Below are 22222 nucleotides of genomic sequence, written 5' to 3' on the forward strand. Positions count from 1 at the left end.
ATCCTTCTGGATATTGACGTGTGTTTCTTAATTCTGTTTAGTTTTCAATGATCTCCACTCTTATCTCGAGTGCATGATTATTCTATCACTAATATTTGCTCTTGTAAAGAATTTTATACATTTTTTTTATTTTTTTATTAAGTTTCCAAAAAACAGTGTAATAATCAACTATATTTGCAGTCGAATAAGAAAAAATCAGAGGATTTTTCCTCTGATTTAAACTTTTTATGCCATTCTATCTAATCTTAAACGACGTTTTTTAGCATCAGCTAAACATTTCTCCATTAATGCCTCCGCATGTTCTGGATTAACCTTTAACAATTGTGCAAAACGGTTTTCAGATAACAAGAAATCTTTAAATTTATCAAAGTCTGGTGCTTTAGAATCAACTTGCAAAGGATTCTTTCCTGCATCTTCAAGACGAGGATCATATCTCAATAAGTTGAAGTATCCACAAGATACAGCATCTTTTTGTTGTCTTTGATGATTTGCAAGACCACCTTTAATACCATGTTCCATACATGGAGAGTAAGCAATGATTAAAGAAGGTCCATTATAAGCTTCAGCTTCTTTGAATGCTTTAATTGTTTGTACAGGATTTGCTCCCATAGCAACTTGAGCAACATAAACATGTCCATATGCCATAGCGATTTGTGCTAAATCTTTTTTAGCAGCTGATTTACCCCCAGCAGTAAATTTGGCGATTGATCCAGCTTGAGATGATTTAGAAGATTGTCCGCCTGTATTAGAATATACTTCAGTATCAAGTACTAAAATATTAACATTTTGGTTACTTGCAATAACATGATCTAATCCACCATAGCCGATATCATAAGCCCATCCATCACCACCAATGATCCATTGAGATTTACTTACCATATCTCCTTCATGATTTAACAATTCTTTAATTGCTTCGTTGCTTGAAGCTTTAACCGCAGTCATGATTTGAGGCACAAGCTCTCTTTCTTTAGCGCGATCACCATTGATTTCAACATACTCTTCCAATAAAGCCTTCAGTTCCGGTTCACAAGCATCTTTATTTTCTTCAATAATACGTAATAGATGCCCAACTTTATAATTTTCAGCTAATTTCATTCCGAAACCAAATTCAGCATTATCTTCGAATAATGAGTTAGCCCATGCTGGTCCTTGACCATTTCCATCAATCGCACAAGGTGTAGAAGGAGTAGAACCACTATAAATTGAACTACATCCAGTAGCATTAGCAATCATCATATCCTTACCAAATAATTGTGAAGCCAAACGATAGTATGGTGTTTCACCACATCCACCACAAGCACCTGAAACTTCAAAATACGGTCTCATGAAACCAACACCTTTAGCTGTAGTTAATGGATACTTATCATCACGATATTTAACATTAGCATACATGTAATCAGCTAATGGAGCATGTACTAATTCATCTTTCACACTAACCATTTCAAGAGCTTTTTCACCTTTCTTACCTGGACATTCAGTAACACATAAACCACATCCAACACAGTTATCCGGTGAAACTTGGATACGATATACTAATCCACCCATATCTTTACCCATTGGAACTAAAACATCATCACCAATGTTTTCTGGTAAATTAGCCATTTCTTCTTCATCAAGCAAGAACGCTCTGATCGTTGCATGAGGGCAAACCATTACACAGTTATTACATTGAATACAGTTATCTTTATTCCAACGAGGAACTTCAGTTGCAATTGCACGCTTTTCTTTGATTGCCACTCCTGATTTCATTGAACCATCTAATTTATCCATGAAAGCAGAAACAGGTAAATCATAACCATCTAAACTATTGATTACTGAAACAAATTCATCAAAATGTTCATCTCCAGTAGTACTTCTAGTTGCAGTTACTGTTAAATCAGACCAAGAATTATCAACAGCTACTTCTTCAATTGCGTCTTTACCTGCATCAATTGCTTTGTAGTTAAGTTGGACAATAGCATCACCTTTTTTACTATATGTTTTCTTTGCCATTTCTTTCATATATTCAACAGCTTTTTCAATTGGTAAGATTTGGGGATTTAATGCAAAGAATGCAGATTGAAGAATTGTATTAGTTCTTCTTCCCATACCAATTTCGCCAGCAATTTTATTGGCATTAATTATATAGAATTTAGCCTTTTTATCTGCTAATTGTTTTTTTACTCGATTTGGTAAATAATCAATAATTTCTTCTTTTGAGAACTCTGTATTTAATAAGAATGTTCCACCATCTTTAAGATTTTTTAACATATCATATTTAATTACATAGTTGTCTAATGAACAAGAAATAAAATCCGCATTATTTACATAATAAGTAGCTCTGATTGGAGTATTCCCAAAGCGTAAATTAGAGCGTGTTGCCCCTCCAGCTTTTTTAGAATCATAAGCAAAATAAGCTTGTGAATATAAATCAGTATGATCCCCAATGATTTTTATTGAAGATTTATTAGCTGAAACAGTACCATCTGAACCTAAACCATAAAATAGACATGCTGTATAATCAGCATCAACATTAAATTCAGGATCCTCTTTTAATGATAGATTAGTTACATCATCATTAATACCAATTGTAAATGAAGTAAATGGAGCATCCTCTAATAAATGATCATATACTGCTTTGATTTGACGAGGAGTAGTATCTTTAGAACCCATACCATAACGTCCACCAACAATTGCTCTTACATGTTTAACGTCTTTAAGGACACTAACAACATCTAAATATAAAGGCTCTCCAGTAGCACCCATTTCTTTAGTACGATCTAGAACAGCTACTTTTTCCACTGTATTAGGTAATACTTTTAATAAGTATTTGGCAGAGAAAGGACGATATAGATGTACTTTAATTAAACCTACGCGATCACCGCGACGGTTCATTTCATCAATTGTTTCTTTAATTGTTTCTGTTACTGATCCCATTGCAACGATTACTCTTGCTGCATCAGGTGCCCCATAATATGTAAATGGAGCATATTCTCTACCGGTAATTTCAGAAATCTTTTTCATATAATCAGCAACTACTTCTACCACTGCATCATAATGCTTGTTTTGAGCTTCACGACCTTGGAAATAAATATCATCATTTTCAGCCCCACCGCGCTCAATTGGGTTAGTGTGTGGATTCATTGCATTTTTCTTGTATTTAGCAAGAGCCTCTTTATCTAAAAGACTTTCTAATACATCATAATCCATTACTTCTACTTTTTGAATTTCATGAGATGTTCTAAACCCATCAAAGAAGTGCATTACAGGAACAGATGATTTAATTGCCGTTAAATGTGCAATTCCTCCTAAATCCATTACTTCTTGAACTGAGTGTGAACAAATCATTGGCATTCCAACTTGGCGACAAGCATAAATATCTTGATGATCACCAAAAATATTTAATGCTCTTGTTGCAAGTGCTCTTGCTGATACATGGAATACACCAGGTAATAATTCCCCAGCAATCTTGTATAAGTTAGGAATCATCAATAATAAACCTTGAGACGCAGTAAAAGTAGTTGCAAGTGCACCACCTTGTAACGCCCCATGGACAGCACCAGCAGCTCCGGCTTCTGATTGCATTTCAATTACATTAACAGGTGAACCAAAGATATTTTTTTTACCTTGGGCAGACCATGCTTCCGCATTTTCAGCCATTGGAGATGAAGGTGTAATTGGATAAATACTTGCTACTTCAGTAAACGCATACGCAACGTGCGCTGCAGCAGTATTACCATCCATTGATAAAAACTTTTTAGCCATTTTTAAAAATCCTCCTTTTGCATACCATTATTATACTACGTAGCCTTTTGTATTGCTAGTTATAATTACTAAAAGACCCTCACAAATATAGAAAGGCATTATTTTTTCATTTTAAATAAAAAGAATGTTTTTATTTAACAATCCATTTACCTTGAATCCATCAATCTTTATTAAAAATAATATAACAAAAAAGCTGATCACTAAAACCGATCAGCCAATTATATTCTTTTAAATTAATATATTTAATCTTTTAATGCCATATATGCCGCAATCGCACCAAATAAATAGATAATTGTACTTAACACATCACCTGTTATCATATTTTGGAAACAATATTTGAATGTTTCAACTAGCATGCTGACATTAAAAAAAGGTAGCGTTATACTTATAAAAATTGCTTGTGCCACGACAATTCCTAAAACAAAAGTAACTGCAGCAATAATGGCTAATTGTTGACCACTTTTATTCAATACTTTTTTTATTGCCTGAGCTTCAAAAATTCCAATTAAAATAGTAAAGTATGAAAAATTAAAACCTATTTTAGAAATAATCCAGGTTAAAATACATCCCATAACGATCGTTGAACCAAATCCAACTAAAATAGCTATTAAATAATCTTTCCCATATACTTTTTGATCATTATTTTGATTAAAAAACGCTTGCGCTTCTTTTCTTTGTTTATACTCTTCATATTTCTCTTGAAAACTCATCATTTAACATCCTTTACAAGTGAATTTATATATGCTTGAACCTTTTCTTTTAAATCTTCGCGCTTTAATGCAAAATCAATCGTTGCCTTAATAAAACCAAACTTATCACCAACATCATAACGAATCCCTTCAAAGTCATACGCATAGACCGCTTGAATATCCATTAAACGTTTGATAGCATCTGTTAACTGGATTTCTCCACCAGCACCTTTTCCTTGAGTTTCTAGCAATTCAAATACTTTTGGTGTCAAAACATATCTTCCTAATACTGCCATATCGCTAGGAGCTTCTTCAACTGCCGGCTTTTCCACCATATTATTTAACTTAACTAAACGCCCACCATTTTCACGAGGATGCGAATGTGACGGACTGACAATTCCATATTTACAAACATCTTTATGTTCAACTGTCTGTACCCCAACAACTGATGCTTCTTTATTTATATACGCATCTATTAATTGCTTTAATGCTGGCTCACCACCATCATTTACAACAATATCATCACCTAATAATACTGCAAATGGCTCATCACCAATAAATGATTTTGCACATAATACCGCATGACCTAATCCCTTTGGCTCTTTTTGACGAATATAATAAATATTTGCCATATCAGCAATATCTTGTATCATTTTAACTTGTTCCATTTTACCTGATTCTGTTAAACGCGCTTCTAATTCATACGACTTATCAAAATGATTTTCCATCGCATGTTTATTTGAATTAGTAATAATTAAAATTTCTTCAATTCCACTATCCACTGCTTCTTGGATAATATATTGAATTGTTGGGGTATCAACAATTGGCAACATCTCCTTTGCTAGTGCTTTAGTTGCTGGTAAAAATCTTGTTCCTAATCCAGCCGCTGGAATAATTGCTTTTCTTACTTTTTGTTTCATTGTACTCTCCTCTATATGTTTATATTTTACTATATCTGATTATTAATTGACAAGATTATGATAATTTTCCGGTTTTTTCTTTTTCCAAATGCGTAAAGGCATAAATTTGATAATTAGTAAAGTTGCAATAAAACCACCAATCATACCTGAAATATGTCCAGATAAAGAAATCGAAGGCACCAATATAGAAATCAGCAGCATCAATAGAACACTTGACGATATTTGCTTGAATAAATATGCATAAACATCTTTAAATTTCCAAGCCAATGCTAATAAAGCTCCCATCAATCCAAAAATAGCTCCAGAAATACCTCCCATAATACTACTAGCACCATTTCCAGTCAAAATATAAAAAACTGTTGGTAAAATCGTAGTTGCAAGGGCAGAAGCAATCAAAATAATCAAATAACGCTTCATTCCCAACAAATATTCCATAACTGAGCCTAGATTAACTAATGAATAACAGTTACAAAAAATATGCATAATTCCAAAATGAATAAAGTTTGCACTAATTAATCGCCAATATTGATTTCCTGCCAAAACCAAAATTGGATTAAATCCACCTGCTCTGATTCCTTGATAAGCATTCATTTCAAAACCGTATTTAACGGTTGTATAACAATAAACTAAAATACATATTCCAATCACCCCGGCTGTCACTGGATATTTTTTATAATCAAAATTCATTCTATTCTCCTATAAATTCAAATATTGACATCTGATCAATATTGACTTCTGCATCTTCAACAATTTTTTTGTTTCTATCATAAATCATATCGAACGAATAATCAGACAATACATCTTTTATATATATTGGTGTCACTCCCATATCAAGTAACCGATCATTTCCTAAATATAACCCTTCAACAGCTAAAGGTGTAGTCCATTTATTGTGTAAATTTTGCAACGAAGTAAACCATGTTGCGCCATTATTAATACTACTTGAAACAATAATTTGATATTTTGACAATGCACATACATAGCTATTACGCTCAATTGCATTAGTTACATCAAAATAGCAGTTTGGATCCTCAGCACTCAGCATCACTAATTGTCCGGATTTAATATATCTAGTATAGTCTTTGCTTTTAGCACCAAGTCGCTCACAAACAAAACTAATACAATGACAACCATGATAAAGTGCGTAATGCAAAGCAACATCATCAATTCCTTTAGCATCATTGGAAATGTAAATTAGATTATCTTCAATTGCTTTATCTACCAATCTTTTGGTATAGGCGCGATCTTTTTTAGTAACCTTATTAAGACCCATCAAAGAAATTCCTTCTCCAACTAATTCAATATTACCACAATAAAACACATATAATGGAGCCCTTTTCTTTAGGTGTTTAGTTAACAATTTAGGGAAATTATCTTCATATTTTGTAGTAACATTAATTCCATTTCCCTCCAGATTATTAAGAACACTAAAAAAAATATTCATCGTTTCAATTCTTCGTGCCATTTTATAAGCAATAAATTCATTTATTTCTAAAATTTCTTCAAGTTCTGTCTGATTCATCGACAGCAAACTAGCAGGTCCTTTTAACCCCTTCTTTTTTATAATCCGCTCAATTAACAACCATTCCTCATTAGAAAGTGGGACCTCTTTATACGCTTTTAATCGAGCACAAAACAGCATCATTGCAATACTATCTAAATTAAGTTTGATTCGTTCCACGTACATGTGCCCCCTTTAATATTCATTAAAAATTCTTTTAATTTCTTTTGTATTCTGAGTAACACTTAAAGCAAGCATTAGAAGCACTCTAGCTTTTTGTCCTGACAAAGTATTAGACGGTATACAGACATTATGAGGATCAAAAACATCACTCTCATATACAATTCCCTGATTAACCCGAGACGCTCTAACAAAAATGATTCCTTGAGCACCTAGTGTTTCAATTTCATTCAGCCATGCTTGACTATAATTACCACTACCGCTGCCAATTATCACAATCCCTCGATGATTCTGAGCCATCATCGTCAAAATATCAGGTTTAGCACCAGCATAGTAATAGACAATCCCTACCGGAGGCAATTCAGTAATTGGCTTTTCACTAAAAACTGATTGCAATGTATGTTTTTTAAAAGTTCTTGAAAACATCATAACTTTATCATCATTCATATAACCCAAACATCCAAAATCTTTTTGATCAAATGCATCAGTTTTAAAATTACTAATTTTTTGGATATCTCGCCCTGAATAAATTGTACTTGAAAAGACTGCCATTACGCCATGTCCCAAAGCATCATCACACGAAGCCAAACAAACAGCTTGATATAAATTAATCGGACCATCTGCACTAGTTGCACTCGCTGGTCTCATTGCCCCTGTCAAAACGACTGGCTTATATGTATTGATTGTAAGATTTAAAAAATAGGCTGTCTCATCCAATGTATCAGTTCCATGAGTAACTACAATACCATCAACATTTTTTTGAGAAGCCAAATCATTTATTTTATTAGCTAAAATTATCCAATGTTCTTCATTCATCTCATTACTATCGACATTAAAAAGCTGAATTGCTTTTAAATTAGCAACTTCATTAATCATTGGAATAGAGTCAATTATTTCCTTAATATTGATTTTTCCAGCCTGATAATTAGTTGCTTTTCCAACTTTGCCACTTCCTGCAATTGTTCCACCTGTTGCTACAATTATAATATTTTTCATTTTATCACCATATCTATTATACCAAATATCCTACTTTACACAAATAAAAAAACGTCTCTTTAAATTAAGAGACGTTTATCAGCTATTTATCAGCAACTAATACTTTATCAGTAGTGTGTTCTAGGATAATTTCCTCAGCAGCAGCTTGAGCAGCAGCTAAACGTGCAATTAACACACGATATGGAGAACAAGATACATAAGTTAAACCTGTTTTATGACAGAATTTAATTGATTCTGGATCTCCACCATGTTCACCACAAATACCTAATTTAATTTTTGGACGAACACTGCGACCTTTGTTTGCAGCCATTTCTACTAATTGACCAACACCACTTTGATCAAGCGATACGAATGGATCAACTTGAATTACTTTACGATTAATATATTCAGGCAAGAAACTTCCTACATCATCACGAGAGAAACCAAATGTCATTTGAGTTAAATCGTTAGTTCCAAATGAGAAAAATTCAGCATGTTTTGCAATTTCATCAGCTGTTAAAGCAGCTCTTGGAATTTCAATCATTGTACCGATCTTATATTCAATTTTTGCATTTTTAGCCATAATTGCGGCATCAATTGCTTTTGTAACATTATCTTTCACATAAACGATTTCAGATTCACTACCAATCAATGGTAACATGATTTCTGGTACGATTGTACATCCTAATTCTCTTTCAACATCAATCGCTGCATCAATAATTGCTCTAACTTGCATATTATAGATTTCTGGATACGTTACTGCTAAACGTGAACCACGATGTCCTAACATTGGATTAGTTTCTTTTAAAGTTGCGCCCTTAGTTTTCACTTCTTCTAATGTTTTTCCAAGTTTATCAGCAACTGCTTGATATTCTTCATCAGTATGTGGTAAAAATTCATGAAGAGGTGGATCTAATAAACGTACTGTTACCGGTAATCCAACCATCGCACGATAGATTCCTCTGAAGTCTTCAACTTGGAATTTATATAACTCATCTAATGCCTTAATTCTTTCTTCCACTGTATCAGATAAAATCATTTGTCTTACATATTCGATACGATCTCCTTCAAAGAACATATGTTCTGTACGACATAAACCAATACCTTCAGCTCCAAATTTAATAGCTACAGCCGCATCACGAGGGCTATCAGCATTAGCACGAACTTGTAATTTCTTGATTTCATCAGCCCAAGACATCAATTCAGCAAAATCACCTGTTAATTCAGATTCTTCAGAATCTAAAATTCCCATATATACTTTACCACTTGTACCATCTAATGAAATTTCTGTTCCTTCTGGATAAGTTTTTCCATCAATTGTAAATGTTCCTGCATCATAATCAATCGATAATGCTTTTGCACCTACGATACAGCATTTACCCATACCACGAGCAACTACAGCTGCATGACTCGTCATTCCTCCAGTAGAAGTTAAAATACCTTCACAATCAACCATACCTTGAATATCTTCAGGAGAAGTTTCGTGTCTTACTAAAATAACTTTTTCACCAGCTACAGCTTGTTCATGAACTTTTTCAGCAGTTAAATAAACTTTACCAGCACCAGCACCTGGTGAAGCAGGTAATCCTTCAATCAACACTTCAGCAGCAGCTAATGCAGCAGGTGTAAAGTTCGGATGTAATAGTTGTGAGATTTGATCAGGTTCAACTCTTGTCATTGCTTCATATTTATTGATTAAACCTTCATGTACTAAATCTACAGCAATTTTTAATGCTGCTTTACCAGTACGTTTACCATTTCGAGTTTGTAAAATATATAGTTTACCATTCTCAACTGTAAATTCACAGTCTTGCATATCTTTATAATGTTTTTCTAATCCTTTAACAATTGTAACTAATTGTTTATAGATTTCTGGCATATCTTCTTCTAATTTAGCAATTTTTTGTGGTGTACGAATACCAGCAACAACGTCTTCACCTTGAGCGTTAATTAAATACTCACCATAAATATGATTATCCCCATTAGCAGCATTACGAGTAAATAATACCCCAGTACCTGAGTCATCACCCATATTACCAAATACCATTTGTTGTACGTTAACAGCAGTTCCCAAATCATGAGGAATTCCATTTAAGTTACGATAAATAATAGCACGATCATTATTCCATGATCTGAATACAGCTAAAATTGCTCCCATTAATTGTTCTTTAGCTTCTTGTGGAAAGTCTCTACCTAATTGAGTTTTGAAAATTTCTTTATATTGAGGAATAATGATATTTTCAAAATCTTCTGCAGTGATATCTAAATCACTTTCATATCCCTTTGAAGTTTTTAATTCACTTAATTTAGCTTCAAATAACTCTTTATCAACTTCACAAACTACATCAGAGTACATTTGAATAAATCTACGATAACTATCAAAAGCAAAACGACGATTTCCTGTTTGTTTAGCTACAACTTCAACAGTTTCATCATTTAAACCTAAGTTAAGAATTGTATCCATCATTCCAGGCATAGAAAATTTTGCTCCAGAACGAACTGAAACTAATAACGGATTATCTAATCCCCCAAGTTTTTTATCAGCTAATTTTTCTAATCTTTCTAAGCAGTCATCAATTTGTTTTTTCATTTCATCATTGATGATCTTACCATCAGCATAATATTCATTACATGCTTCAGTAGTCACTGTAAATCCTTGTGGTACTGGTAACCCTAAGTTAACCATTGCAGCCAAGTTAGCCCCTTTACCACCTAGAAGGTCACGCATCATTTCGTTTCCTTCGCTAAACATATAAACGTATTTTTTCATTCAATCTAATCCTCCTTAGAATTAATACATAAATATATTATACACGTGTTAGCCTTTTCATTCAAGTGTAAGCGCTTTTAAAATACCATATTTTTATACAAAAAAAGATTGTATTTTTAAAACACAATCTTTTCACCAAATATTTATTTTTTATTTGCAATTTCGATTTCAATCTTTCGATTATTAATCTTTTGCTTATTACACTTATCAACAACTTTATTGATTACCTTCTTATTAATATCAACAAATGTAAATTTTCGTTTGATATCAATATCTCCGATATCTTCTTTTCTCACACCTGCTTTAGAAACAAAGAAATTAACAATTTGTGGTGCTTTGACACGATCCATACTACCAGCAGTAATAAAAATTCTTGTATAATCTTTATTATTTCCACGGCCACGTTCACGCCTTTTACCTTCAGAAGCCTCCTGAATCGTATCACGTTTATAATCATATCCTAACTGTTCTTGGAATGTCATATACATTAATGCTGCCGTAAAGTCTGCTAACATTGTTGGATCAATTTCATTTACCAATTGCTTGAACTTCTTATGGTTACCAGCCAAAATTTGATCTTCAACTTTACTTACCAGAGTTCCAATTTTTGCTTCAGAAATTTCTTGCAGAGTTGGAATAGTCGCTTTGGTAATAGAAGATTTTGTTACACGCTCAATTTGACGTAAAAATCCTTTTTCTCTTGGTGTAATAATTGAATAAGCTTGTCCTTCTTTATCAGCTCGACCAGTACGACCAATTCGATGAACATATGATTCAATATCTTGTGGTAATTCATAATTAATTACATGTGTTACATTTTCAACATCAATACCACGAGCAGCTACATCAGTTGCAATTAAAAAATTAATTGTTCCTTTTTTAAATTTTCTCAATGTATTCATACGATGATTTTGTGATAAATCTCCATGCATCGCTTCAACATTATAATTTGCCTGCTGCATTTGTTCAGTTACTTCATCAACACTACGTTTTGTTCTACAAAAAATAATTCCTGTTTGAACATTAGCGACGTCAATTAAACGGCACATTGCTTCAAAACGATCTTTTTGTTTCACTTCGTAATAGAATTGTTTAACAGATGTAGCTGTTGTTTGTTTTGATAATACAGCTACATGTTCAAAATTATCATGCATATAATTTTGAGCAATCTTTTTAATTCCTGCTGGCATTGTTGCTGAAAATAAAATTGTTTGACGATCATCATCAACTTTTTCTAAAATAGTTTCGATATCTTCAACAAAGCCCATATTCAACATTTCATCCGCTTCGTCTAATACTACGAATTTTACGTCGTTTAGTTTCAAAACATTACGACGCATTAAATCCATTACTCGCCCTGGTGTCCCTACGATAATATCGATTCCTTTTTTAATGGTCCGAATTTGTCGCTCTATATCACTACCACCGTATACGCAAGTAATTCGACTTCCATTATATTTACCAATACGTTCCATTTCTTCATGGATTTGCATTGCTAGTTCCCTTGTTGGTGACAAAATGATAGCTTGTGGTAACTTTCTTTGAGATGGAGTTATTTTTGACAACAAAACGCTCCCAAATGCTAAAGTTTTACCGGTACCAGTTTGTGCTTGACCAATTACATCAACTCCTGTCAATAATACAGGAATTGCTTCTTCTTGAATTTTTGACGGTTTAGAAAACCCCATATCTTCAATTGCTTTTAATACTTCATTACTTAATCCTAATTCATTAAATTTGTTTTCAATCATTCTTTATACCTTTCTAGACACTTTGGTGAGTATAGCATAATTACGCGATATATACAAACTTATTTGCATAATTTGTTTTATTTTTTTATTTATAATGAGATTATTTCAATAATCATAGAATTGACTACTCTTTACTGTTATAATCATCATAGATAAAATGTTGTAATTGGAGGAACTTATGATGGAAAATAAAATTATTTGGCAAGATCGTAAACATTTTATGTGGTTTCCAATTAGTTTTACTAAATATGAAATAAAAAATGATCGCCTATATCAAGAGACTGGCCTATTTAGTACTCACTATGACGAATTGCTTTTGTATCGTATTACCGATTTATGTCTACGAAGAAATTTATCACAAAAAATCTTTGGTACTGGAACAGTAATTTTGTACACTAAAGCTGACAGTGAACGTGAAATTCATTTAAAGAATATAAAAAATGCTCGAGAAGTTAAAGATTTAATTTCTAAGTTAGTAGAAGATGCCCGTGATAAAAAGAAAGTTGTTGGTAAAGAGTTCTTTGATGAAAATTTAAATTTTGAAGATCATTCTGAATAAAAACATCATCTTATCGTTAGTATAATAAGACGATGCTTTTTTATTATTCAGTCCAAAATTTATTAGTTGCAATGTCATAACATAAACATGTTTCATGGCTTTCAAATAATGTATCTTCATCACCATCCTTGAACATATGAATGATACGATTTAAAGCGTGATAAAGATATTCAAAATCATTTTGTTTAATTGTTTTATCTTTGTGAAGAATGAAAATATTACGATTAACTCCTTGGTATCCTTTAAAATAAGCTCGATTAGTATCATAAAAAGTTATTAAATATTCTGTATTATCTTCCTTTAAATCATCATTATTGTTATATAAATGAATTTCATATTTATCATCAAGAATATAATAGATGACTTTCGTTGTTAAAAAATCAGCACCATTTTTAAATAAGCGGTAATTATAAATTCCACTAAAACTCATTTCTTTCAACATTTCATAACAGTCAGCCAAAAGACCGTCAATAAACTTTCTTTGACTACTATTTAAATAATATACTTGTTCAGGACGTACTTGTTTGACATTTTTCAACATTTGATTAAACTTCTCTAATATTTTTTTATCAGCTTCAATAATGTAGTCCCAAACGATGATATTAATACTATAAACATTATTACCAGTACCAATAATATAAACTAACTTCTGATCTAATTCTAAAAGATCTGCTAGTTTATTGTTTTTACTATTTTTTCTTGTAACAATAATATCATCATCTTTTTGATATTTATAAGCTCTCGAATCACTTAGCATTAATTTTTCATTAATAATTGAGCTTAATTCATCAAAAGTAATATTTTCCTCAATGTCTAATGTCAATTTAGTATCTTTATATATTATTTTTAATCTATACTTATTTGTCATAATTACCCCACTTCTACTTACTTTTACTTTTATTATAACAAAAAAATATTTTATTAATAGTAATATGAACAAAATAGTCATGTTTTTTCACTTTAATATCTCGTTGTTATTAAACTAAAATGATAGAAGAATTAAGCGCTAAAGAAATGTTATTTCAATACATCTTATGTTGTTATTAAACATGGATCCGGTCAGCTTTATTAAGAAAACTAATGCATTTCAATACATCTTATGTTGTTATTAAACGCGAAAAGCAGATTATTACCTAATTCACCTTGGATATTTCAATACATCTTATGTTGTTATTAAACTGTAAAGGCCCTACTTGACCCAATTGCTAATGTCAATTTCAATACATCTTATGTTGTTATTAAACTTGGAAAAAATGGTATAACTAGCAATAAACGTGAAGGATTTCAATACATCTTATGTTGTTATTAAACTTAGACTCTACTATAGATAACTATAAGTTAATACAATTTCAATACATCTTATGTTGTTATTAAACACCATTGTCAATTGGACGTGTTCAGACACCTACCTATTTCAATACATCTTATGTTGTTATTAAACGCAGTTTTACTGTATCATCATTGCTTCCTTTACCATTTCAATACATCTTATGTTGTTATTAAACATTTGTTACAGTAATATTTTCTTCATAGCCGTCATAATTTCAATACATCTTATGTTGTTATTAAACGTATACTGCTAATCCGAGCGTGTCTTTGTGGTCATATTTCAATACATCTTATGTTGTTATTAAACATCAATGATTACCAAACATTGATTGAAGAATTATCATTTCAATACATCTTATGTTGTTATTAAACTCTGTTGAAATCTATAAATCATGTTCCAGTCTCAGATTTCAATACATCTTATGTTGTTATTAAACCCAATTATCAAATGGAACAACAATTATTGATTCCATATTTCAATACATCTTATGTTGTTATTAAACAGGAGCGATTAGAGATGTATTTCCAACTTTTGGTCAATTTCAATACATCTTATGTTGTTATTAAACCTGCCGCCTTCACCATCTGCTCCAACATTGACAAACATTTCAATACATCTTATGTTGTTATTAAACGCTGGTGGTTTAGTAGGTACCCCTGCATTTATAGGGATTTCAATACATCTTATGTTGTTATTAAACGATCATCGTTAAAACAAACAGAATTTTAGAAATTTTATTTCAATACATCTTATGTTGTTATTAAACCGTTTTTTCTTTATAAGTAGCTATCTGCCCAGTCTGATTTCAATACATCTTATGTTGTTATTAAACCGTTTAAAACAGCATCATATTCAATCAGAATCTATTTCAATACATCTTATGTTGTTATTAAACCCTAGTAAATAAGCCATTTTACACTTTCTATTATACCTCAAAACCTATATCTATCAATACTTTTCTACTTTTTTACCAAATGATTTTACTTTTTTATAATTGCTAGTAAAATTCTCTTAAACGCTTACTCTCCCAACAGTTTTAGGACATTAAAAAGAAATTGAGCCTGGTAAATTATATAATTAAACTATCTTCATTTCCCTCTTTTTGACTCCCTAAAATTTCTTCATCAAATGAATCCTCACTCTGTAATTTAATAATACTTACACAATCTTCTTCTTTGTTTATAGCTTTTTTTAGTTCTTTTTTTAATAAAATTAATTTAGAAGGGGTAATAGGACCCTTAAAAATAGAATATTGATAATGAGGAAGATATTTTTTACATATCTTAAATATTTTATTTACTCTTTTTTCCCCAATATCGTAACAGACGATTACATAGTTATGATTTTTTATTTTCATTAATATTTATCCTTTATAGAAAATGGTATAAATAATTTATTTTCAAAAATTGTTTTAATTAATTTATAACCATCATATTTAATAGCTGTTTTATATGTTATCTTTCTCTTTAATTTAGTATGTAAAAATTTAGTTTCCATTCTATTTTCAAAAGCTTCAATAAATATATCCCTACCTTTATCATTTAAAAGACAATAATTAGTTTTCTTATCAAAATGTTTCTCAACCGTTAATCTTTTAGTATTGACTAATTCAAAGATTGTTTTAAAAACAATGATCGGTTTAAATACTTCACTTAAATCTAAAGACAAAGAAAATCTTTGTTCTGTAGGTTCATGTAAAAAAGAAATACTTTGATTTAAGTGAGTTTGATATATCGCTGAAATTGTTTTTGTATAAAGTAAAGTGTTACCAAAAGAAATTAGTGCATTAATTGGATTATCAGGTGGTCTCTTTACTCTTTTGTTCATTATAAAATCTTCAGGTAATATATATATAAACATACTATAAAAACGTTGCCATATTTCTCCTTCAACCGCCATAATCATTTTAATATCTTCTGCTTTTTTTAAACGTTTTGGCACCTCTTTTCTTAACCAGTCTATTGTTTCTTTAACCTCATTTTTACCATGCTTATAATAGTGATATAAAGTTTCATCAATGTTAATTGCAATACCATTAACTATTGCTTTTGCAATATCAATACGATAATTATTAAATGTTTCAACCTGTTTAATCAACAATTTACCACTAGTATATTTATCTTTTGGATAAAAGGTACCACTATAACCCTGATAATAGTTAAAAAAATGAATAATTATATTTTTAGATGAGATAAAATCTAATAATTTAGTATTAAGAGAAATTTCATTTAAACAATATATCTCTTTTATATTTTCTACTGGTAAATATATATTCTTACCACTTTTTCTAAAACAAAGCGAATCATCTTTACGTTTTAAATCTCCCATACTAGTTATGTATTTAGTACTTTTCATTACAACACCTCCTATATATAACAATATGCATAATATGCACATTTTTTACATTTATTTTCATTTAAAACTGGTGGTATTTGATCATTTTCTAATAATTCTTTAATTTTAATAACAATTTTATCTAATTCTTTTTCTTCAATTTCTGTTAGCTCCACTTCAATAAAAGATTTATTTTGTTTATTCTTTTCAATTACTTCTATTCGTCCTTTTCGTATTATTCCTTTTGACTTTAAAATTTTAAGATAATATAATAGTTGCCACTTTGCTGCAACTAAATCAGCATCAGACTTTTTTGTTTCAGTTAAATATTTTGCAGTTAATTTATCTAACCTAATATTATCAATTGCAATCTCTGAATTCTTATCATCTTTATACTTTTCTTCATGCAATGCTTTACCAATCTTCACATTTTCACTTTCATCCTCTAAATTAAGTCGATTACCATGAAGATAACATTGCCTTTGACAATGAAAATAATAGTTTATTAATGTTCCATTTACTTCCATATTCTTACCTCTATATAAATAACTCATCCTCAGTTTCAAAAAGGGCTGTATTTAATTTACCATCTAAAATATAATCATCACCATTTTCAATATAATAAATATCTCCAACCTGCTCTTTAAAATCAAATTGATTTTTTTTAATAACTTGATACATAAAATAATTCATCATACTTTTAACCACTGACAACTCATATACTTTTTTAGCATAATCCATTTCATTATTTTTCAATAAATCTACATACTGATTCCAAATATCTTTACCATCAAATTCTTCCCCATCAATATTAATTACCGTTCTTCCTAAAAATATCGTTACTCGATCTCTAGTATCTAATATCAATTCCATTCGTTTACTTACTGCCTGATAATCTAAACACGCAACACTTTCTCTAAAAAAATTGGGAACATTTTTTTCTTCAGGCTTTTTAGCTCTATTTGCTAGAGTCTTAAGAAGTTTTTGGTAATAATAATTAAAGTTCTTTTTTAACAATACTTTTTTCATATCATCATTAAACAATGTTAAATTTTTCTGTGCAACACGTTCATCCCCCTTATAAATATTGGTTGCCTTATTTAAATTAAAGAAATATACTATTCCTTTTCCATCTTCTTTACATGAGCGATTTATTCTTCCCATAAACTGTTCTTCACTATCAAGTTTAGATATATCTTTATAACCGATATCCATATCAATATCGACACCGGCTTCAATTACCTGGGTTGCTACTAAAATAAGATGTTTTGAAGTTTTAACAGTACTAATGATTTTTTCTCTTTCTAATACACTATCAAAACCACTAATAAATAAAACTTCACAATCTAATTCTATCTCTTTTAATTGACGATAGAACTTTTCTGCACTTTTTCTAACAATAAACTCAATCATTATTTTTTTCTTTAGCTTATTCATCTCTAAAACATGATTTAATAACGCTTCTTCAGTATTTTCTACATTTATTAGACTATAATCTGTTTTTACTCGATCTTTAAAAATTGGATTTAAAAAATATTCTTGAGGATTTGTTATTAATGAAACTGAATTACTACGATCATCTGTAAGTAATTCTAAATCTGGTAATGTTGCTGACATGATAATTATTTTTAGATTAAGAATTTGAGCAAACTCTTTTAAGAAGATGATCATCTCATTCCATATTTCAATTCGATAATTTTGGATTTCATCTAAAACTATTACCGAATTTGCATATTGACATAGACCAAACGCTGATTCTCGGTTATTTCCAAAGAAAGTATCAAACAGACCTACGTGGGTCGTTAGAATAATTGGATATGTTAGAAATTGACGGTCTAATAATGCTTTTTGATATTCATCCGAAAAGTTTTCATCTTCATCCTTTTTTAATGGAGTTGTAGAATTAACGACAGCAATATTATTCATAGCCTTACTATTACCAAAAATTTTATTTAACGATGCTAGATTTTGTTCTACTAATGTATTAAAAGGATATACATATATTATCTTATTTAAACTATCATCATTTTCAATTAAACGTAAACTAAGATTTAATGCTGTGTTACTTTTACCACTCCCGGTTGGAGCTTCTAAATAAAAAATATTTTTATCAATATTTTCTAGTAAATTTCTTTCCGCTTCTAAGAATACTTTTGTTCTTAATGCATTGATTTTTTCTTTACCAATATCATTTTTTCTAATCTTAGTAACTAATTCACTATTATCATATAGTTCAATGATTTCACCAAAATCAGCATCTTTAAGCATTACATTGTTTTTATTATCACCATAAAATTCACTTGTTGCATAATAATCACAAAAAACCAGAAGTGAATATAAGAATCTAACATAAGCATATAGATCTATTTGTATATTCATTTCATATTTCTCTAGCTTTTCAAATATATAATTATACTCATCTGTATTCAATGAATCGAGACTTAATTTCTCAGTAAACTGACTTATAAATTTCTCATCGTTCATCCATTCAATAATTCTTTTTTCCAAAATATCATCACTGTCAAGTTTATCCATAAAATATGTTCTAAAATCATCAATCTTAGCATGATGTCGAGAAATAACAAATGCATTTATATAAACAATCGGTTTTATTAATCCAATATCATTCCTTGATAACCTATTCAATTTATTTAAATAAGTTCCTAAATAGATGTATGCCGATAATTTCGAATGATCAGATTTTAAATTTTTTGGCGGATTTAAATAATTCATTACTGGATTATTCATTTTATTTTTTTGAAAAAACGGATTTATTTTTCCGGTATCATGAAAGGTAATTGTGTTAAAAAATAACTCATTAAACATTTCTTTTCCTTCATTTGATAACCCCTCTCCTAAAGAAATGTTAAAAGATTTTAAAATTGAATCCAATTTCTTTAATTTAAATATCTCTTTTAAATATTTCGTGCATAATTGAATATGTTCATTAATTGTTTCTTGATGATCATCATCTCTATGTCCATAGCACTGATCAATATTAATTATTATTTTTTCTAGCGAAACTAGATATTTATCGATATCCATAATATTCTCCCTTCAATAAAACCCGCTTAATAGCGGGTTAATAAAATACAATGTTTTTATCATTAAAACTATATACTGCACCTTTATCCACATAAAAGTTCGTATGAATAAATGTCATATACTCATACAATCCCGTTTTTTCATTTAATCCAATTGGTAAACTTTCTTGATATTTATAAAAATTAACATATACATCCTCTGCTTTTTTGAAATTTCCTGAAGGAAATAAGCAGTCAAGCGTTTCTTTATCAATATCACGTTTTTGTAAATCAACAATTACAGGATCAGTGATATTAGCTGGATGATCATTTTTACCTAAATAGGGTATAAAAATACATTTTTTGTTTATTATAGCTTTAGCTAATTTATTCGCCTCCTCATTATCCAACAAAACAACAATATCCCAACAAACATTTTCCAGCCATTGTTCTTTTATAATTAAATTACCTCCTTGTTGTTTGGATGCATAACCAACTGAATTGTTATAATATTGAATTTTCTTTGAAAAATAACCCTTTTCATTTTGAGGCAAAATAGATAATTTGATATCTTTTAATTTTTGATAAAACTCTGGTAGTTCAATTGTATTATTATAGCCCTGATAACCTAAAATTGCCCCAAATATTCCTAATAGCGCAACTCTATGAATATTACCAAAAGTAAAATAATACGTATTTACTTCCGGTCGCTTAAAAAAAGCAGTTTTACCACTTAAAGTAAACTTAAGTGCTTGCATATCTACACCTCTTTTTTAGTAATCAAATTATAGATTTTAGCTTTTTCTAAATTAGATTCTAAAACTGTTGTTTCAGGATTATAATAAATTTCAATATTTAAAATATCTTCTAATTCATTTAACATGTTACATTCAATTTTAATTTTATTAATATCTGCTTTTTCAAAACTAATATACTCGCTTAAATTTGGTAAATATGTATCCAATTTAGTTTCCACAAATAAAGCAAATTCATTTTGACATCCTTCTTTAGCGTTTGATGAAAAAGAAGTTGCTGCTACTAAAGCCGTTCTTTTAAAATTTAAATAATCTTCTTCAGTGTAGCCATCTGTGACTCCTAAAGCCACAAGTTCTTTATAAGCACTAGGATTAATTGAAAAAGGATAGAAATAATGTGCTTCATTGATTATTTTTTTAGTCCCTATAGTTGAATTTTTTGCTTCTGCATCTTTTGTATCTCTAAATGGTGATAGTATTTGCATTGTTTCAAGATCACTATCACCATATTTATTAATTCCCTGCCCAAACTGAACAGCACCAGTAATTGAAATATTATTTTTAGCTTCTGCAAATGTTGCTCCAAAGTTTTTAACATCAACAGCAGTCATTAAATTAGTTAATACTTCCTTATTATCTTTACATTTTTTTAAATCATCAACAGCAAATAATTTTTCATATCTCTCTTTTAATGAATTTGGTACTAATGTTATAGTATCATTTTTTTTTGAAAAATTCATAGATTTCATATATAATACCTTTTTACCTTCATTGTCCCACATTTTTCTCATTGGATATTTTAAAGCTTTGTCACTACCAAAAATCGTTCCATCAGATAGACTTCTAGGATAGCCAGAAAAATCAGCATTCCAATTTGCCATTTTTGATGATACTCCAATCACTCCATATACTCTTTTATCCATTTTCGTTTTCTCCCTTTTCATAAATTAAGTTTTCTCCAATATAACCAGCAATCAACATGTTTTGATTTATTTTTTGATCACTCTGATATTCCATAATCATCCCAAACAACATATTGAAACGTGTCTTACCTGTAGATAAAGCATAATTATAATGTAAGTATAAATTTTTCAATTTTGATTTCATAGAATCATCTCTCTTAATAGTTATAAATTGATTAATAAAATCTTGAGTTTTATTCTTAGCTTTGCTCTTTGACTGAAGATAAGCTATTGCTTGTCCAACTGCAAAACTATATTCTAAATCATTTTCTATTTTCATTTGCTGTTGGGAATTTATTTTTGTTCTAATACTTTCTCTTAGATCTTTCATACCATTCTCCTGTTTATTAAAATATTCATTTATAGCAAAATAAAGATTAAATTGTCTTTGAGCCAATTTAATATGTCCCATTTTTATAGAGTGAATCGTTGTTTCTAACGCTGCTTTTGGCAAAATATTTTTAATATTTCCCACTGCCCCTACATGTATCCAAGCAAAAATTGCTTCTCTACACGTAATAAGATTCTTTTTATAAACATCAATATTTTCACCCTTAATACTTATTATACTATCTGGATCCGTAAAATAATTATTAATTAAAAACTTGGAAAACAAGACATCATTAAGTAATTTTTCTACCTCATTTCTTTTATTATACTCTTGATAGTATTCATCATCAAAAGCACCAATCACATTTCGAAAATTAAACATAGGACTTAAATATTCTT

17 protein-coding genes and 1 CRISPR repeat array are annotated in these 22222 nt (G+C 30.0%); of the genes, 1 reads left to right on the top strand and 16 read right to left on the bottom strand.

The genetic code is table 11. From position 1 onward, the window contains the following. Window positions 1-225: 225 nt before the first annotated feature. The 8 genes from nifJ to KSU54_RS11645 all read right to left on the bottom strand — a co-directional run bounded on the left by nifJ (window position 226) and on the right by KSU54_RS11645 (window position 12530). Complete coding sequence (gene nifJ / locus KSU54_RS11610; protein ID WP_003538029.1) at window positions 226-3744, bottom strand: pyruvate:ferredoxin (flavodoxin) oxidoreductase; 3519 nt, start codon at window positions 3742-3744, stop codon at window positions 226-228. Between the two features lie 242 nt (window positions 3745-3986). Beyond that, complete coding sequence (locus KSU54_RS11615) at window positions 3987-4454, bottom strand: hypothetical protein (protein WP_226814575.1); 468 nt, start codon at window positions 4452-4454, stop codon at window positions 3987-3989. Beyond that, window positions 4454-5353, bottom strand: coding sequence for a UTP--glucose-1-phosphate uridylyltransferase GalU (gene galU, locus KSU54_RS11620; protein WP_003538026.1), 900 nt, complete (start codon window positions 5351-5353; stop codon window positions 4454-4456). Before galU ends, KSU54_RS11615 begins: the two co-directional genes overlap by 1 nt. A gap of 42 nt (window positions 5354-5395) precedes the next feature. After that, entirely contained in the window at window positions 5396-6040 is a 645-nt protein-coding gene (locus KSU54_RS11625; protein WP_003538025.1) for a rhomboid family intramembrane serine protease, read from the bottom strand. Window position 6041: 1 nt separating this feature from the next. Continuing rightward, window positions 6042-7040, bottom strand: a complete 999-nt coding sequence (locus KSU54_RS11630) for a DNA-processing protein DprA (RefSeq protein ID WP_226814574.1) — start codon at window positions 7038-7040, stop codon at window positions 6042-6044. 9 nt (window positions 7041-7049) lie between these two features. Then, the gene (locus KSU54_RS11635; RefSeq protein ID WP_003538023.1) at window positions 7050-8030 is read right to left on the bottom strand and encodes an asparaginase; all 981 of its coding nucleotides are present in this window, start codon (window positions 8028-8030) and stop codon (window positions 7050-7052) included. Between the two features lie 82 nt (window positions 8031-8112). After that, window positions 8113-10779 carry a pyruvate, phosphate dikinase gene (ppdK, locus tag KSU54_RS11640; RefSeq protein ID WP_003538022.1) on the bottom strand — a complete coding sequence of 889 codons (2667 nt, stop codon included), beginning with the start codon at window positions 10777-10779 and terminating at the stop codon, window positions 8113-8115. A 143-nt stretch (window positions 10780-10922) separates the two neighbouring features. Next, window positions 10923-12530, bottom strand: a complete 1608-nt coding sequence (locus tag KSU54_RS11645) for a DEAD/DEAH box helicase (RefSeq protein WP_003538020.1) — start codon at window positions 12528-12530, stop codon at window positions 10923-10925. A 181-nt stretch (window positions 12531-12711) separates the two neighbouring features. Between KSU54_RS11645 and KSU54_RS11650 the strand changes: the two genes are divergently transcribed. Beyond that, on the top strand, window positions 12712-13089 hold the full coding sequence (locus KSU54_RS11650; protein WP_008793031.1) for a PH domain-containing protein: 378 nt from the start codon (window positions 12712-12714) through the stop codon (window positions 13087-13089). Window positions 13090-13132: 43 nt separating this feature from the next. On the opposite strand, the gene KSU54_RS11655 is transcribed toward KSU54_RS11650, so the two are convergent. The 8 genes from KSU54_RS11655 to KSU54_RS18905 all read right to left on the bottom strand — a co-directional run bounded on the left by KSU54_RS11655 (window position 13133) and on the right by KSU54_RS18905 (window position 22205). Beyond that, a complete protein-coding gene (locus tag KSU54_RS11655) occupies window positions 13133-13957 on the bottom strand; it encodes a hypothetical protein (RefSeq protein WP_008793030.1) in 825 nt (274 codons plus the stop codon). Between the two features lie 151 nt (window positions 13958-14108). Beyond that, a CRISPR array of direct repeats spans window positions 14109-15314; the repeat unit is 30 nt; unit sequence ATTTCAATACATCTTATGTTGTTATTAAAC. Window positions 15315-15488: 174 nt separating this feature from the next. Further along, window positions 15489-15776 carry a CRISPR-associated endonuclease Cas2 gene (cas2, locus tag KSU54_RS11660; RefSeq protein WP_003538016.1) on the bottom strand — a complete coding sequence of 96 codons (288 nt, stop codon included), beginning with the start codon at window positions 15774-15776 and terminating at the stop codon, window positions 15489-15491. Beyond that, window positions 15776-16774: a type I-B CRISPR-associated endonuclease Cas1b gene (gene cas1b / locus KSU54_RS11665; RefSeq protein ID WP_040434354.1), complete on the bottom strand. Its 999-nt coding sequence runs from the start codon at window positions 16772-16774 to the stop codon at window positions 15776-15778. The genes cas2 and cas1b overlap by 1 nt, the downstream gene beginning before the upstream one ends. An 11-nt stretch (window positions 16775-16785) precedes the next feature. Then, window positions 16786-17280, bottom strand: coding sequence for a CRISPR-associated protein Cas4 (locus tag KSU54_RS11670; protein ID WP_040434352.1), 495 nt, complete (start codon window positions 17278-17280; stop codon window positions 16786-16788). Window positions 17281-17290: 10 nt separating this feature from the next. Then, on the bottom strand, window positions 17291-19798 hold the full coding sequence (locus KSU54_RS11675; RefSeq protein ID WP_003538012.1) for a CRISPR-associated helicase/endonuclease Cas3: 2508 nt from the start codon (window positions 19796-19798) through the stop codon (window positions 17291-17293). 37 nt (window positions 19799-19835) lie between these two features. Continuing rightward, window positions 19836-20534 carry a type I-B CRISPR-associated protein Cas5b gene (gene cas5b / locus KSU54_RS11680; RefSeq protein ID WP_003538011.1) on the bottom strand — a complete coding sequence of 233 codons (699 nt, stop codon included), beginning with the start codon at window positions 20532-20534 and terminating at the stop codon, window positions 19836-19838. Window positions 20535-20536: 2 nt separating this feature from the next. After that, the gene (locus KSU54_RS11685) at window positions 20537-21454 is read right to left on the bottom strand and encodes a type I CRISPR-associated protein Cas7 (protein WP_040434349.1); all 918 of its coding nucleotides are present in this window, start codon (window positions 21452-21454) and stop codon (window positions 20537-20539) included. Then, a complete protein-coding gene (locus KSU54_RS18905; RefSeq protein ID WP_226816597.1) occupies window positions 21447-22205 on the bottom strand; it encodes a hypothetical protein in 759 nt (252 codons plus the stop codon). Before KSU54_RS18905 ends, KSU54_RS11685 begins: the two co-directional genes overlap by 8 nt. Window positions 22206-22222: the final 17 nt, after the last annotated feature.

This window comes from Erysipelatoclostridium sp. MSK.23.31 (assembly GCF_019125875.1).
Taxonomy (GTDB): domain Bacteria; phylum Bacillota_I; class Bacilli_A; order Erysipelotrichales; family Coprobacillaceae; genus Thomasclavelia; species Thomasclavelia ramosa.

Bases quoted from the DNA above. Each gene is read 5' to 3' on its own strand.
- nifJ (WP_003538029.1), bottom strand. From the start codon at position 3,744: ATGGCTAAAAAGTTTTTATCAATGGATGGTAATACTGCTGCAGCGCAC.
- KSU54_RS11635 (WP_003538023.1), bottom strand. From the start codon at position 8,030: ATGAAAAATATTATAATTGTAGCAACAGGTGGAACAATTGCAGGAAGT.
- galU (WP_003538026.1), bottom strand. From the start codon at position 5,353: ATGAAACAAAAAGTAAGAAAAGCAATTATTCCAGCGGCTGGATTAGGA.
- KSU54_RS11685 (WP_040434349.1), bottom strand. From the start codon at position 21,454: ATGGATAAAAGAGTATATGGAGTGATTGGAGTATCATCAAAAATGGCA.
- KSU54_RS11670 (WP_040434352.1), bottom strand. From the start codon at position 17,280: ATGGAAGTAAATGGAACATTAATAAACTATTATTTTCATTGTCAAAGG.
- KSU54_RS11615 (WP_226814575.1), bottom strand. From the start codon at position 4,454: ATGAGTTTTCAAGAGAAATATGAAGAGTATAAACAAAGAAAAGAAGCG.
- KSU54_RS11630 (WP_226814574.1), bottom strand. From the start codon at position 7,040: ATGTACGTGGAACGAATCAAACTTAATTTAGATAGTATTGCAATGATG.
- KSU54_RS11645 (WP_003538020.1), bottom strand. From the start codon at position 12,530: ATGATTGAAAACAAATTTAATGAATTAGGATTAAGTAATGAAGTATTA.
- cas1b (WP_040434354.1), bottom strand. From the start codon at position 16,774: ATGAAAAGTACTAAATACATAACTAGTATGGGAGATTTAAAACGTAAA.
- KSU54_RS11625 (WP_003538025.1), bottom strand. From the start codon at position 6,040: ATGAATTTTGATTATAAAAAATATCCAGTGACAGCCGGGGTGATTGGA.
- cas5b (WP_003538011.1), bottom strand. From the start codon at position 20,534: ATGCAAGCACTTAAGTTTACTTTAAGTGGTAAAACTGCTTTTTTTAAG.
- ppdK (WP_003538022.1), bottom strand. From the start codon at position 10,779: ATGAAAAAATACGTTTATATGTTTAGCGAAGGAAACGAAATGATGCGT.
- KSU54_RS11650 (WP_008793031.1), top strand. From the start codon at position 12,712: ATGGAAAATAAAATTATTTGGCAAGATCGTAAACATTTTATGTGGTTT.
- KSU54_RS18905 (WP_226816597.1), bottom strand. From the start codon at position 22,205: ATGTTTAATTTTCGAAATGTGATTGGTGCTTTTGATGATGAATACTAT.
- cas2 (WP_003538016.1), bottom strand. From the start codon at position 15,776: ATGAAAATAAAAAATCATAACTATGTAATCGTCTGTTACGATATTGGG.
- KSU54_RS11655 (WP_008793030.1), bottom strand. From the start codon at position 13,957: ATGACAAATAAGTATAGATTAAAAATAATATATAAAGATACTAAATTG.
- KSU54_RS11675 (WP_003538012.1), bottom strand. From the start codon at position 19,798: ATGGATATCGATAAATATCTAGTTTCGCTAGAAAAAATAATAATTAAT.